This window comes from Flavobacterium sp. LMO6 (assembly GCF_009495795.1).
In the GTDB taxonomy this organism is placed as follows: Bacteria; Bacteroidota; Bacteroidia; order Flavobacteriales; family Flavobacteriaceae; genus Flavobacterium.
Map to the genome: position 1 here is coordinate 175863 of NZ_WIBH01000001.1, position 13142 is coordinate 189004.

Here is a 13142-nt window from a genome sequence, read left to right on the forward strand (position 1 = left end):
TAATTTCAATTTTGGATTACTAATTTTTTTATTACAACCTAAAAAAACTTCTAAATTTCTATCCAAAGTTGTTAACAATTAATGTTAAATTAAGGTTAACTGATTATCAACGATTTACATAAAGAAATTAACAATGTGTAATTTTTAGTTTACTTTATTATATAATTAATTGATTTTAAATGATTTGGTTAAAAAAATATCAAAATACAAATCATATTATTATTACTCCTATATCTTTAGTATTTTTGCATAGATAAAACACACAACAACTTATGAAAATTTCAATTGGAAACGACCACGCAGGTCCTGACTACAAAAAAGCAATTGTTCAATTTCTTGAAGAAAAAGGACATACTATTTATAACCACGGAACCGATACTTTTGATAGTGTAGATTATCCTGATTTTGGTCATCCTGTAGCCTACGATGTAGAAAGTAAAAAGGCAGATTTTGGAATTGTTATTTGTGGTTCTGGAAACGGAATAGCTATGACAGTGAATAAACATCAAGATATTCGTGCGGCTTTGTGTTGGACAAAAGAAATCGCAGCTTTGGCTCGTCAACATAATGATGCTAATGTTTTAAGTATTCCAGCTCGTTATACTTCTATTCAGCAAGCTATTGAAATGGTAGATACTTTTTTAAATACTTCTTTTGAAGGCGGAAGACACGGAAATCGCGTGAAAAAAATCGCCTGTAAATAATCAATAATCTTAAAATCAATTCAAATGGAAGTTGTAAAATTAGATTTGAATTGTATTCAAAAAAGTTATAAAAAAAGACCTTGTGATTCTCATAAAGGAACACAAGGTCATGCTTTGTTAATAGCAGGAAGCACAAACAAAATGGGTGCTGCTATTATTGCTTCCAAAGCTTGTTTGCGTTCGGGTGTTGGATTGTTAACTGTAGCTTTTTCTCCTGAAAACAAAAATGTACTTTTCAATTCTATTCCCGAAGCCATGTATGAAAATACATGTGTGATGAATGATTTATCTCCTTATCAAGCGATTGGAATTGGTCCCGGAATTGGCGTAGATGAAATCAGTCTACAATACATTTACGAATTGTACGAAAATAAACTTCCCGTTGTTTTTGATGCCGATGCTTTGAATTTAGTTGCGAAGTTTAAAATTGATTGGAAGAACTTTAATTTCCCATTTATTCTCACGCCACATCCAAAAGAATTTGACAGATTATTCGGTGAACATCATTCAGAATCTGAAAGAAGAAATACAGCTATAAAAAAAGCTAAGGAATTAAATTGTGTCATTGTTTTAAAAGGACATAAAACGTTTATCACGGATGGAATTCAGACTTTTGAGAACACTACCGGAAATTCAGGTTTAGCTAAAGGAGGTTCTGGCGACGCTTTAACCGGAATGATTACTTCATTTTTAGCACAAGGTTATACTGCTTTAGAAGCTTCAAAATTAGGTGTTTATCTTCATGGATTAGCAGCTGATATTACACTTCAAACGCAAAGCGAAGAAAGCATGTTAATAACTGATGTAATCGATAATATTGGTTTAGCTTTTAAAAGTTTGAATTCCGAAATACAATAAAACAATCTGAAGTATCACAATAGCGTAGTAACTCAAAATAAAAGAAAATTTATTGGTTTTGTGTTTAAAAAAATTCATTCCTATTAATCCTCCAATAGTTCCACCAACACCAGCTAATAAAAGCAAATTGAATTCTGAAATGCGTCTTTTATTGTTTTTAGCTTGCCATTTATCGTAGCCATAAGTTAAGAAACAGAGGCTATTAATCACAATTAAATAAATAAATAGTACTCCCAAAAGCTAATAATTTTGTCCAAAGATAGTATTTTAGCAGTTCAATTTTATTTACAATGATCAATATTCAATTCATTCAAAACCAAACCAACATTGCTTCAAAAAGCATCGAAGCTACTATAAAATTACTTTCAGAAGATTGCACCATTCCGTTTATTTCGCGTTACCGAAAAGATCAAACTGGAAATTTAGATGAGGTACAAATCGAGGCCATTTCGAAGTTAAACAAGCAATTTGATGAAATCATCAAACGAAAAGAAAGCATTTTAAAATCTATTGAAGAACAAAATGCACTTTCACCCGAATTGAAATCAAAAATTGAAAACAGTTTCGATTTACAAGAATTGGAAGATTTCTATTTGCCTTATAAAAAGTCTCGTAAAACCAAAGCAGATAAAGCTCGTGAAAACGGATTAGAACCATTAGCAAAAATCATCATGAGTCAAAGAAATGATGATATTGAGTTTTTGGCTTCCAAATATTTGAATGCAAACATCAAAAACGAAGATGAGGCTTTACAAGGCGCTCGCGATATTATTGCCGAATGGATTAACGAAAATATCTTTATTCGTAAAAATCTTCGTAGAATGTTCCAACGAAAAGCGGAAATCACAACCAATGTTGTTAAAACCAAAAAAGACGACGAAGCGGCTCAAAAATTCTCTCAATATTTCGATTGGGCAGAACCCATTTCCAAAGCGCCATCGCATCGTCTGTTAGCCATGTTACGTGCCGAAGCCGAAGGTTTTGTGAAATTGAATGTTGCCATCGAAAAAGAAGAAGCAATAGATTTCATCGAAGAAAACATCATTAAAAATAAAAATTCGGATGCAACGGAACATTTAGAATTGGCAATTAAAGACAGCTATAAACGCTTGTTAGAACCTGCTATTTCAAACGAAACCTTACAAGAATCAAAAGCAAAAGCCGATATAAAAGCGATTGATGTGTTTTCGGAAAATTTACGTCAGTTATTATTGGCGCCACCATTAGGCGAAAAACGAATCCTAGCCATCGACCCTGGGTATAGAACAGGTTGTAAAGTGGTTTGCTTGGATGAAAAAGGTGATTTATTAAACAACGAAACTATTTATCCACATGCGCCACAAAACGATACCGCTATGGCGATGAAAAAAATCCGTTCGATGGTGAATGCCTATAATATTGAAGCGATTTCTATTGGTAACGGAACCGCTTCTCGCGAAACGGAATTTTTCATTAAAAAAATCGCTTTTGATAAGCCAGTTCAAGTTTTTGTGGTTTCCGAGGCAGGAGCATCAGTATATTCTGCAAGTAAAATTGCTAGAGAAGAATTCTCAAATTATGATGTAACCGTTCGTGGTTCGGTTTCGATTGGAAGACGACTAAGTGACCCGTTGGCTGAATTGGTAAAAATTGATCCAAAATCGATTGGTGTTGGACAATATCAACACGATGTAGACCAAACTAAATTACAATTAGCATTAGATAGTACTGTGATGAGTTGTGTGAATTCCGTTGGGATTAACATCAATACCGCAAGTAAATCATTGTTGAGTTATGTTTCTGGAATTGGTGAAAAAATGGCGGAAAATATTGTTGCCTATCGTTCAGAAAATGGCCCTTTTGAAGATAGAAAACAATTGAAAAAAGTACCGCGTTTGGGTGAAAAAGCGTATCAACAAGCTGCGGCATTTATTAGAATAAAAGAAGGAAAAAATCCGTTAGATAATTCGGCTGTTCATCCTGAAGCGTATCCAATTGTAGAAAAAATGGCAAAAGATTTAGGCATCAAAACCACGGATTTAATCGCTAACAAAGAAAAAATAGCGCAGATAAAACCTGAAAATTACATCACTGCTGAAATTGGAATTTTAACCTTAAAAGATATTTTAAAAGAGCTAGAAAAACCAGGATTAGATCCAAGAAAAGCAGCTAAAATTTTCGAATTCGACCCCAACGTTCGTTCTATTAAAGATTTAAAAACTGGCATGATTTTACCTGGTATTGTAAATAACATTACCGCTTTTGGTTGTTTTGTAGATGTAGGCATCAAAGAAAGTGGTTTGGTACATATATCCCAACTAAAAGAGGGCTTTGTTTCCGATGTAAACGAAGTAGTAAAAATGCACCAACATGTGCAAGTAAAAGTTGTTGAGGTAGACGAAGCGAGAAAGAGAATTCAGTTGACGATGATTTTATAGAAAATAAAAAAATCCCAAATGCCAATAAAAGGAATTTGGGATTTTAAATATTGAAAAGAAAAACTATTCTTTTTCTTTACTTTCTTCTTCTTTTTTAGAATTTGCTGGTTGGTCGTCTTTGGCAGCGTTTTTAAATTCTTTAATTCCGCTTCCAATTCCTTTCATTAATTCCGGAATTTTTTTACCTCCAAAAAGTAATACGACAATAACAATTACTAAAATTATTTGAGGCATTCCTACAACTCCTAAAAATATAGCTAATGTGTTCATGATTTCATAAATTTAAAGTACAAAGATATAAAGAAATTAACAAATGATTATTTTTTAACTATTTATTATCAGCTTTCAATTTACAAACACGTTGTATTTAGTATATTTGTGATATAAATTAGTTCAAAAAATGGCTAACAAAAAGCTAAAACGACAACTACTTCTAAAAAAGTTATATAATAAAAGAAGATTAGTTATTCTTAACGAAGACACTTTTGAAGAAACCTTTTCATTAAAATTAAACTTAATGAATGTTTTTGTTGTGGGAACAATTGGAGCTATTTTAATCATTTTTGTTACGACTTACATTATTGCATTTACACCTTTGCGCGAATATATTCCGGGGTATGCTTCTTCAAAATTAAAACAAGAAGCATTAGAAATGGCAATAAAATCAGATTCTCTTGAAAAATCGGTAAAAATCAACAATGCCTATATTGCTTCTATCAAAAAAGTATTAACAGGCGATTTAGAATACGCAAAACTTAACAAAGATTCTATTAAAGCATTAGAGGTTTCAGATATTGATGTTTCTGAACTTTCTCCAACAGAAAAAGAGCAAGAATTAAGAGATAAAGTAATTAAAGAAGACAAATACAATGTATTTGAAACTTCAAAACCTAAAGTAAGTTTTGTTTTATTTCCGCCGGCTCAAGGTGCTATTTTACAGAAATATAATGTAGCAAATAAATATTTAGCAGTTAAAATTGCTTTAACAAATAATACACCTATAAAAGCCGTTGCGGCTGGAACCATCATTTTTTCCGATTGGACACCGAGTTCGGGCTATGTGATAATTGTTCGTCATAAAGATGATATTTTATCGGTATATAAAAACGCAGCTTCGGTAACAAAATCACAAGGAAATATCGTAAGATCGGGTGAAGTAATTGCCCTTGCCGGAAACGCTAATAATGGTCAAAATTCAGGCGCAACACTTCGTTTTGAATTATGGAAAGATGGTTTCCCTATAGATCCAACACAATTTATCAATTTCAATTAACATGTCGTTAAAAGGCTTAGCAGCAAAATTATTTGCTAAAAGAATACACGCTAAAACCCAAAAATGGGCGAATAATCCTTTAGTAACCCAACAAAAAGTTTTTGAAGAGTTGATTAAAGAAGCATCTCAAACCCAATTTGGAAAAGACCACAATTTTTCAGCTATAAAAACCTTTTCAGATTTTGCTCAAAAAGTGCCTATAAGAGATTACGAAGGTTTAAAACACTATGTTGATAAGGTAGTAAAAGGCGAAGAAAACGTACTTTGGAAAGGAAAACCATTGTATTTTGCTAAAACATCTGGAACTACTTCTGGCGCTAAATATATTCCACTTACTAAGGAATCAATGCCTTTTCATATTCAGGCGGCTAGAAACGCTATTTTAAGCTACATTCACGAAACAGGAAAAGCAGAATTTGTAAAAGGTAAAATGATTTTCTTACAAGGAAGTCCTATTTTAGAAGAAAAAAACGGCATCAAACTCGGAAGATTATCCGGAATTGTAGCACATTTTGTTCCGAAATATTTACAAAAAAACCGCATGCCAAGTTGGGAAACCAATTGTATTGAAGATTGGGAAACGAAAGTTAATGCGATTGTTGAAGAAACCGTTAATGAAGACATGTCGGTGATTTCAGGCATTCCGTCTTGGGTGCAAATGTATTTTGAAAAGTTAAAAGAAAAAGCAAATAAACCTGTTGGCGAAATCTTCAAAAACTTTAATTTGTTTATTTACGGAGGCGTGAATTACGAACCTTATCGATCTAAATTTGAAAATTTAATTGGAAGAAAAGTCGATTCGATTGAGTTATTTCCTGCTTCCGAAGGCTTTTTTGCTTATCAATCCCGAAACTTCGGGATCAAGAATGAAGAAGGCATGTTGTTATTATTGAATTCAGGAATATTTTATGAATTTATTAAAGCAGATGAGTTTTATACCGATTCCGAAGGTTCGGGACCAAAACGCTACACGATTGGCGAAGTAGAATTAGGAATTAATTACGTTTTAATCATTTCAACTAATGCAGGACTTTGGGCGTATAATATTGGCGATACCATTCAGTTTACAAGTTTAAAACCGTATCGTGTAATCGTTTCGGGAAGAATTAAGCATTATATTTCTGCTTTTGGCGAACATGTTATCGGAAAAGAAGTAGAATCGGCACTTAAAGAAGCGATGGAAGGAACTAATGTTCGAGTAAACGAATTTACGGTTGCGCCACAAATTACACCAAAAGAAGGATTACCTTATCATGAATGGTTTATTGAATTTGATTCCGAAGTTTCGGAACAACCAAATAATTTAGAAGTTTTTGCGTTAAAAATTGATGCCGCCATGCGAAAACAAAACATGTATTACGACGATTTAATAGTAGGCAATGTATTGCGAACGTTAGTAGTTACAGTTGTTCCAAAAAACGGTTTCCAGGAATACATGAAATCAATAGGCAAACTGGGCGGTCAAAATAAATTACCTAGACTTTCTAACGACAGGAAGATTGCGGATTTTTTCACAAATAGTCAATTGTAGGATTGTCCCCTTAAGGGTTCCGAATATTCGGAATTTAGCGGTGTTTTTATCTCTTATGAATATGTATAAATTTTTATTCTTTTTCATTTCTTTTTCCCTCACCGCCCAAATTCGTGGCGTAGTCAAAGACAGCATTTCGGGCGAACCGATTCCGTATGTAAACATTTGGGTAGAAAATGAAACCATTGGAACTACTTCGGAAACTAATGGTAGTTTTTCATTGGATATAAAAGAAGAAAAAGTATTGGTTTTTTCGGCATTGGGTTATGAAAGCAAGAAATTATCTTCTAAAAACGAGCTAATTTTATTAAAACCTAAAGTTTTTGAGCTGAATGAAGTGGTGATTGAACAACCAAGATTTAAGGAAGAAATAGAAATTGGAGATGTAAATAAGCCTAATTATTTGCCAGAATCTCAAACCTCACCATGGATTCATGCAAGAAAATTTGAATTTAATCAGATAAGAGGCAATAGTAAATTCATAAAAAGTTTAAAATTTTTTACGAATAGCGAAGTAGATAACGGAGTTTTTAGAGTAAGAATTTTTGAAGTAAATGCAGAAGGAATACCAGGAATGGATTTAATAGATGAAGACATTTTAGTTACAGTAAAAAAAGGAAAAAAGAAAACAATTGTAGATGTTTCAAGGTTTACAATTCAAATTCCTGAAAATGGAATTATTGTTGGATTTGAAAGTTTAATAATTGAGCAAAATAAATTTGAACAAGAAGTTCATAGTCAAAAGCCTAAAAAGAAGTTTAAGGTGAAAAATTATTCTCCTCATATCATGTATTTTTATAATGATTTTGTGGAGAATTACGTTTATAGATCAGGTAAATGGTTATATTTTAATAAGGCTTATAAAGAAAAATTCAAAGAAACTTACAGAATACCAATTCCAGCCATAAATCTAATTTTAACCAACTAATGAAATACTTCATTTTTTTATACTTAATCTCATGTTCTCTTTCCGCCCAAATTCGAGGCGTAGTCAAAGACAGCATTTCAGGTGAACCTATTCCTTTTGTAAATATCTGGGTAGAAAATGAAACGATAGGAACTACGTCAGAAATAGACGGATCTTTTTTCTTAGAAGCGTCAAATGAAAAGAATATTGTGATTTCGGTTTTGGGTTATGAACGAAAAACACTAAAAGGAAAAGAAATTGCAATTGTTTATTTAAAACCAATGGCTTACGATTTAAGAGAAGTAGTTATTTTAAATAAAAAACAATCCAAAAAAATAGAAATAGGCGACATTAAAAATGCTATTTTTCAATCTTTTGATAATGGTCCTAAAATAGAAGCCAAGTTTTTTCCGTATCAATCTTCTTATAGTAAAACGAAATTTATAAAAGAAGTTACCATTTTTACCGATAGTAGAATAGACAGCGCCACCATTAAAATTCACTTTTATAGTGTAGATGAAAACGGATATCCTGGCGAAGAATTGTTAACAAAAGATTATATCGTTACTTTGAACAAAGGAGTTATAAAGCACCGATTTAACATCTCGCAATTTGATTTGGTTTTTCCTGAAAAAGGAATGTTTGTAGCTTATGAAAAATTATTAATTGAAAGCAATAAAACAGGAACAAAATACCAACCCTATGTGCTGTATAATTATGTAGAAAGAGACTTTTTTTACACGTATGCTTATGGAAAATGGACAAAATTAACCGCTGAATTACCAAATAAATTACAATTAAATGAACCAGCAATAAACCTAATTTTAACGAACTAAAAATAAAAATTGTACATTTGTAGGTTAGATAAACATATATAATGAAAGACATTAAAAACATTTCGCGTTCTAGAGCGCAAGAGTCGTCAGCAGCTATTGAACGACTGTACATTACCATGAGACATTTATTCAACAGAGGTTTTTATAAACCAATGGGTGTTTCAGGAGAAACCTTAAGAGAAGCTTTATTAGCGCTTCGACCAGAAATTTATGGAAGTATTGCCGAAGAAAAAGTAGAATTAAACGGATTATTGTATGTAATTGAGCGATTACCAGTAGGAATTGAGCAATGTAGATATATCAATTTAACTTCAGATGAAGGCTATTCTAATTCACATTTTAAAGCAATTGTTCCACCAAAAAGAAGAAGAAATTGCTACCGAATCGATGATGAGCAAATGAACATTGAAATTACTCGTGGACGTTCAGACATCTATGATATTTTAACACATTTGACTTTTATTTTTATCGAATCGCATAAAATTAAAGACAGAGTATTAATAGATGAAGATGGAAGATTTACTCGCGATTGGGAAAAGTTAGAACAAGTAGTTTTACAAAACAAAAAGCTTACATTAGTTGATAGAGAAAAAGCAATTTCTCATGCTTCAAATATTTTAGGAAGAACCTTTGCCGAAGTAAAAGATATTTATGACGATTTTGGAACATCAGAAACACCAGAACGTTTTTTACATATAGTGTATTGGTTAGGAAAATTAGCTATTGAAGAAGTATTAGACAACAATAAAAGAACCATAACGTTTAGTCCTATTTTAAGAGAACGATTAGGACATCATATTTATGGCGAAATTTGGGCAAACAACATTAAAGAAGTTTTAGTTAAAAACTATTTAATTGAAAGACCCATTCATATTATTAGTGCTAACATGCACAGTGTTATGAATTCTATATTTGCAGAACCTGTTTTAGGAAAAAAATATAAAGACGCAGCTGATTTTCAAATATTTGAAGATTTAAGTAGTTCAAATAATAAAGAATTACGCAAGAAAGTTGAAGATTTAGCGTTACAACAAGGAATGATTTCATTGCCTGACACCTCTGGGACAAATATCGATGTGCAAATTTTTGATACCGCTAAAATTGACATTAAAAAGTCGGCATTTGCAAAAGCTAATTTAGGCGAAAACAAACCGGTATTAATTGTTATGGATTATGCTTTTGGAGAGCAAGCTTACGAAACTATTGATGAATTATTGAAGCCTTATAAAATTGCTAAAAACAAACTGTTTTTAAATGTAGAATCGGTTTCTATTATGGGGAAAGCCGGAATTTTAGAAGGTGGAAAAGGCGATATCATGATTCCAACAGCACATGTGAATGAAGGAACGGCAGATAATTATTTCTTTGAAAATGAATTAAAAGCAGAAATGTTGAAAGGAAATGATATTCCAGTTTTTGAAGGACCAATGATTACGGTTTTAGGAACATCGCTTCAAAATAGAGATTTATTGAAATTTTTCCACGAATCTACTTGGGAAGCAATTGGGCTTGAAATGGAAGGCGCTTATTATCAAAAAGCAATTCAATCAGCATCAAAAATTAGAAAAAGTATTAATCCAAATGTAAAAGTACGATATGCTTACTATGCTTCAGATAATCCATTGGAAACTGGAAGTACATTAGCATCAGGAGGATTAGGAACTACTGGTGTTAAACCAACGTATTTAATTACGATTAAAATATTAGAGCAAATCTTTAACGTAAAATAAAAATAAATGAGTACAAATTCTCAAGACCAAGAAATTGATTTAGGACAAATCGGAAGTGGAATTAAAAACTTTTTTAACAACTGCTTAAACACCTTTTTTGATTTTATATTTTTTGTAAAAAAGAAAATAATACTAATTGGAATTCTATTTATTGCAGGAATTGTTTTAGGAGTTGTTATAGATAAAAAGCACAGTTACATTCAAAAGATGATTCTGATTCCTAATTTTGGAAGTAATGAGTATTTATATAATAAAATAAGTCTATTAGAATCAAAATTAAAAGAGCAAGATTCTGCTTTTTTCAAATCAATAGGTATTACTAATATAGAAGAAATTGGAAAAATAGAAATTAAACCTATTAACGGAATTTACAGTTTTATTAATTCTAAAGATAATGCCTTAAATTTTGAGTTCATTAAATTAATGGCTGAAGATGGAAACATTGAAAAAATTATTAAAGAAGATGTAACAAGTAAAAATTATTACCAACACGAATTGGTAATAAATACCTCAAAAGCTTTTAAAAGAAACGAACTTATAGATCCTATTTTAAAATTTCTTCAAGATTCAGATCATTTTAATAAATTAAAAACTATTTATCAAGAAAATATTACCGCTAAAATTGCTATAAATAATGAATTAATTAAGCAAATAGATGAATTAATTGTTTCGTTTTCTCAGAGCAAGCCATCAGGTAGTGTTACAATTTCTGAAAATAGTGGACTAAATGGGATTATTAATAAAAAAGACGAATTGATAAAAGAAAATCAATACAAACTTTTACATAATGTAGAGTATGACAAAATTGTAAAAGACCAGAGTATTGTTTCTAATCAAATAAATTCTTCGGGTTTAAAAAACAAAATGAAATTCATTTTACCAATCTTATTTGTATTCCTTTATTTAGGGTTTTATAAATTTTATACACTTTACAAAAAACAATTAGCAAGAATTAATAGTTAATGAAAACAATATTAGTAACCGGTGGAGCTGGTTTTATTGGAGCCAATTTTGTTCCTTATTTCATAGAAAAAAACCCAGATTATCATTTAGTTAATCTAGATTTGCTTACCTACGCTGGAAATTTAGAAAATGTTTCAGAGGTTGAAAATCATCCTAGATATACTTTTGTTAAAGGTGATATTTGCGATAGAAGTTTTGTGGAAGATTTATTTCAAAAATTTCAATTTCACGATGTAATTCATTTTGCAGCAGAAAGCCATGTAGATAATTCTATTTCAGGTCCGGAAGCATTCATAAAAACAAATGTTTTAGGAACATTTAATTTGTTAGATTCGGCAAGAAAACTTTGGATGTCGGCTCCTAATCAATATAATATTGGATTTGAAAATTCACGTTTTCATCATGTTTCTACCGATGAGGTTTATGGAACATTAGGAGAAACCGGTTTGTTTGAAGAAACCACACCTTACGCACCAAATAGTCCATATTCGGCATCAAAAGCAGGTTCCGATATGATTGTAAGAAGTTATTTTCATACCTATGGAATGAATGTGGTTACATCAAATTGTTCTAATAATTATGGACCAAAACAACATAATGAAAAGTTGATTCCAACCATCATTCGTAAAGCCATTTCAGGAGAAAACATTCCTATTTATGGCGATGGTAAAAATGTACGCGATTGGTTATACGTTTTAGATCATTGTAAAGGAATAGAATTAGCCTTTAAAAAAGGAAAATCAGGAGAAACCTACAATATTGGCGGAAGAAATGAGCGAAATAATTTATATATTGTAGATGTTGTTTGTTCTATTTTGAATGAATTACAACCTAAAACAGAAGGTAAATATCAAGACCAAATTACATTTGTAAAAGACAGACCAGGTCATGATTTGCGTTATGCCATTGATGCCACCAAAATTGAAAATGAATTAGGCTGGAAAGCCGATGAAAATTTCGAATCAGGCATTAAAAAAACAATAGAATGGTATTTAAAAAAATATGCCAATTAATCAAATAAGATTGGCTCATTGAATATTGTCTAATTGACACATTGAATTTATGAAAGGAATTATATTAGCAGGAGGCTCCGGAACTCGTTTACATCCGTTAACATTAGCGGTTAGTAAGCAATTGATGCCTATTTATGATAAACCTATGATTTATTATCCATTATCAACATTGATGTGGGCAGGAATTAGCGAAATTTTAATTATTTCAACACCGCACGATTTGCCTTTATTTCGTCAATTATTAGGCGATGGAACATCATTAGGATGTAAATTTGAATATGCAGTTCAAGAAAATCCAAATGGTTTAGCAGAAGCATTTATTATTGGAAAAGAATTCATTGGAAACGATAAAGTAGCATTAATTCTAGGTGATAACATTTTCTACGGAACAGGTTTAGCCGAATTATTACAAGAAAACAGTAACCCCGTTGGAGGTGTTGTTTATGCCTACCATGTTCACGATCCTGAGCGCTATGGTGTAGTTGATTTTGACAAAGAAGGAAATGTACTTTCAATTGAAGAAAAACCAACACATCCTAAATCTAATTTTGCGGTTCCAGGCATTTATTTTTACGACAATCAAGTAGTTGAAATTGCAGCAAACATTAAACCAAGTCCGCGCGGAGAGTTAGAAATTACAGATATTAACAAAGCCTATTTAGAACAAGGAAATTTAAAAGTTTCTATTTTAGATAGAGGAACAGCTTGGTTAGATACAGGAACATTTCAATCTTTAATGCAAGCCGGACAGTTTGTTCAGGTTATAGAAGAACGTCAAGGATTAAAAATTGGCGCTATTGAAGAAGCAGCTTACAAAATGGGATTCATAAATGCCGACCAATTGAAAAAATTAGCCGAACCATTATTAAAAAGTGGTTATGGAAAACACTTAATGAGTTTAGTAAGCTAA

13 protein-coding genes are annotated in these 13142 nt (G+C 31.5%); 11 read left to right on the forward strand and 2 right to left on the reverse strand.

Going from position 1 to position 13142, the window contains the following annotated elements; all coding sequences use genetic code 11:
* Nucleotides 1-272 precede the first annotated feature (272 nt).
* Nucleotides 273-704, forward strand: coding sequence for a ribose 5-phosphate isomerase B (gene rpiB, locus GFJ99_RS00760; protein ID WP_153207109.1), 432 nt, complete (start codon nt 273-275; stop codon nt 702-704).
* 24 nt (nt 705-728) lie between these two features.
* A complete protein-coding gene (locus tag GFJ99_RS00765; protein WP_153207110.1) occupies nt 729-1562 on the forward strand; it encodes an NAD(P)H-hydrate dehydratase in 834 nt (277 codons plus the stop codon).
* On the opposite strand, the gene GFJ99_RS00770 is transcribed toward GFJ99_RS00765, so the two are convergent.
* On the reverse strand, nt 1527-1799 hold the full coding sequence (locus tag GFJ99_RS00770) for a DUF1294 domain-containing protein (RefSeq protein WP_153207111.1): 273 nt from the start codon (nt 1797-1799) through the stop codon (nt 1527-1529). The two genes, GFJ99_RS00765 and GFJ99_RS00770, sit on opposite strands and share 36 nt — an antisense overlap.
* Nucleotides 1800-1852: 53 nt before the next feature.
* Between GFJ99_RS00770 and GFJ99_RS00775 the strand changes: the two genes are divergently transcribed.
* Nucleotides 1853-3979, forward strand: coding sequence for a Tex family protein (locus tag GFJ99_RS00775; RefSeq protein ID WP_153207112.1), 2127 nt, complete (start codon nt 1853-1855; stop codon nt 3977-3979).
* Between the two features lie 63 nt (nt 3980-4042).
* Here GFJ99_RS00775 and tatA read toward each other — a convergent pair whose 3' ends face one another.
* Nucleotides 4043-4249 carry a twin-arginine translocase TatA/TatE family subunit gene (gene tatA, locus GFJ99_RS00780; RefSeq protein ID WP_008255371.1) on the reverse strand — a complete coding sequence of 69 codons (207 nt, stop codon included), beginning with the start codon at nt 4247-4249 and terminating at the stop codon, nt 4043-4045.
* A gap of 130 nt (nt 4250-4379) precedes the next feature.
* Here tatA and GFJ99_RS00785 point away from each other — a divergent pair, with 130 nt between their 5' ends.
* The 8 genes from GFJ99_RS00785 to rfbA all read left to right on the forward strand — a co-directional run bounded on the left by GFJ99_RS00785 (nt 4380) and on the right by rfbA (nt 13142).
* Nucleotides 4380-5252 (forward strand): murein hydrolase activator EnvC, encoded by an 873-nt coding sequence (locus tag GFJ99_RS00785; protein ID WP_008255372.1) that lies wholly within the window; start codon nt 4380-4382, stop codon nt 5250-5252.
* 1 nt (nt 5253) lies between these two features.
* On the forward strand, nt 5254-6783 hold the full coding sequence (locus GFJ99_RS00790) for a GH3 auxin-responsive promoter family protein (protein WP_153207113.1): 1530 nt from the start codon (nt 5254-5256) through the stop codon (nt 6781-6783).
* Between the two features lie 61 nt (nt 6784-6844).
* A complete protein-coding gene (locus tag GFJ99_RS00795; RefSeq protein WP_162523898.1) occupies nt 6845-7711 on the forward strand; it encodes a carboxypeptidase-like regulatory domain-containing protein in 867 nt (288 codons plus the stop codon).
* On the forward strand, nt 7711-8526 hold the full coding sequence (locus GFJ99_RS00800; protein ID WP_153207115.1) for a carboxypeptidase-like regulatory domain-containing protein: 816 nt from the start codon (nt 7711-7713) through the stop codon (nt 8524-8526). Before GFJ99_RS00795 ends, GFJ99_RS00800 begins: the two co-directional genes overlap by 1 nt.
* 41 nt (nt 8527-8567) lie before the next feature.
* A complete protein-coding gene (locus GFJ99_RS00805; protein WP_008255385.1) occupies nt 8568-10256 on the forward strand; it encodes a hypothetical protein in 1689 nt (562 codons plus the stop codon).
* A 6-nt stretch (nt 10257-10262) separates the two neighbouring features.
* The gene (locus GFJ99_RS00810; protein WP_153207116.1) at nt 10263-11219 is read left to right on the forward strand and encodes a hypothetical protein; all 957 of its coding nucleotides are present in this window, start codon (nt 10263-10265) and stop codon (nt 11217-11219) included.
* Nucleotides 11219-12232, forward strand: coding sequence for a dTDP-glucose 4,6-dehydratase (gene rfbB / locus GFJ99_RS00815; protein ID WP_153207117.1), 1014 nt, complete (start codon nt 11219-11221; stop codon nt 12230-12232). The genes GFJ99_RS00810 and rfbB overlap by 1 nt, the downstream gene beginning before the upstream one ends.
* Nucleotides 12233-12281: 49 nt before the next feature.
* On the forward strand, nt 12282-13142 hold the full coding sequence (rfbA, locus tag GFJ99_RS00820; RefSeq protein WP_008255391.1) for a glucose-1-phosphate thymidylyltransferase RfbA: 861 nt from the start codon (nt 12282-12284) through the stop codon (nt 13140-13142).

Excerpts from the sequence above, each read along its gene's own strand:
- rpiB (WP_153207109.1), top strand. The coding sequence starts at position 273 with ATGAAAATTTCAATTGGAAACGACCACGCAGGTCCTGACTACAAAAAA.
- GFJ99_RS00765 (WP_153207110.1), top strand. The coding sequence starts at position 729 with ATGGAAGTTGTAAAATTAGATTTGAATTGTATTCAAAAAAGTTATAAA.
- GFJ99_RS00775 (WP_153207112.1), top strand. The coding sequence starts at position 1,853 with ATGATCAATATTCAATTCATTCAAAACCAAACCAACATTGCTTCAAAA.
- tatA (WP_008255371.1), bottom strand. The coding sequence starts at position 4,249 with ATGAACACATTAGCTATATTTTTAGGAGTTGTAGGAATGCCTCAAATA.
- GFJ99_RS00785 (WP_008255372.1), top strand. The coding sequence starts at position 4,380 with ATGGCTAACAAAAAGCTAAAACGACAACTACTTCTAAAAAAGTTATAT.
- GFJ99_RS00790 (WP_153207113.1), top strand. The coding sequence starts at position 5,254 with ATGTCGTTAAAAGGCTTAGCAGCAAAATTATTTGCTAAAAGAATACAC.
- GFJ99_RS00795 (WP_162523898.1), top strand. The coding sequence starts at position 6,845 with ATGTATAAATTTTTATTCTTTTTCATTTCTTTTTCCCTCACCGCCCAA.
- GFJ99_RS00800 (WP_153207115.1), top strand. The coding sequence starts at position 7,711 with ATGAAATACTTCATTTTTTTATACTTAATCTCATGTTCTCTTTCCGCC.
- GFJ99_RS00805 (WP_008255385.1), top strand. The coding sequence starts at position 8,568 with ATGAAAGACATTAAAAACATTTCGCGTTCTAGAGCGCAAGAGTCGTCA.
- GFJ99_RS00810 (WP_153207116.1), top strand. The coding sequence starts at position 10,263 with ATGAGTACAAATTCTCAAGACCAAGAAATTGATTTAGGACAAATCGGA.
- rfbB (WP_153207117.1), top strand. The coding sequence starts at position 11,219 with ATGAAAACAATATTAGTAACCGGTGGAGCTGGTTTTATTGGAGCCAAT.
- rfbA (WP_008255391.1), top strand. The coding sequence starts at position 12,282 with ATGAAAGGAATTATATTAGCAGGAGGCTCCGGAACTCGTTTACATCCG.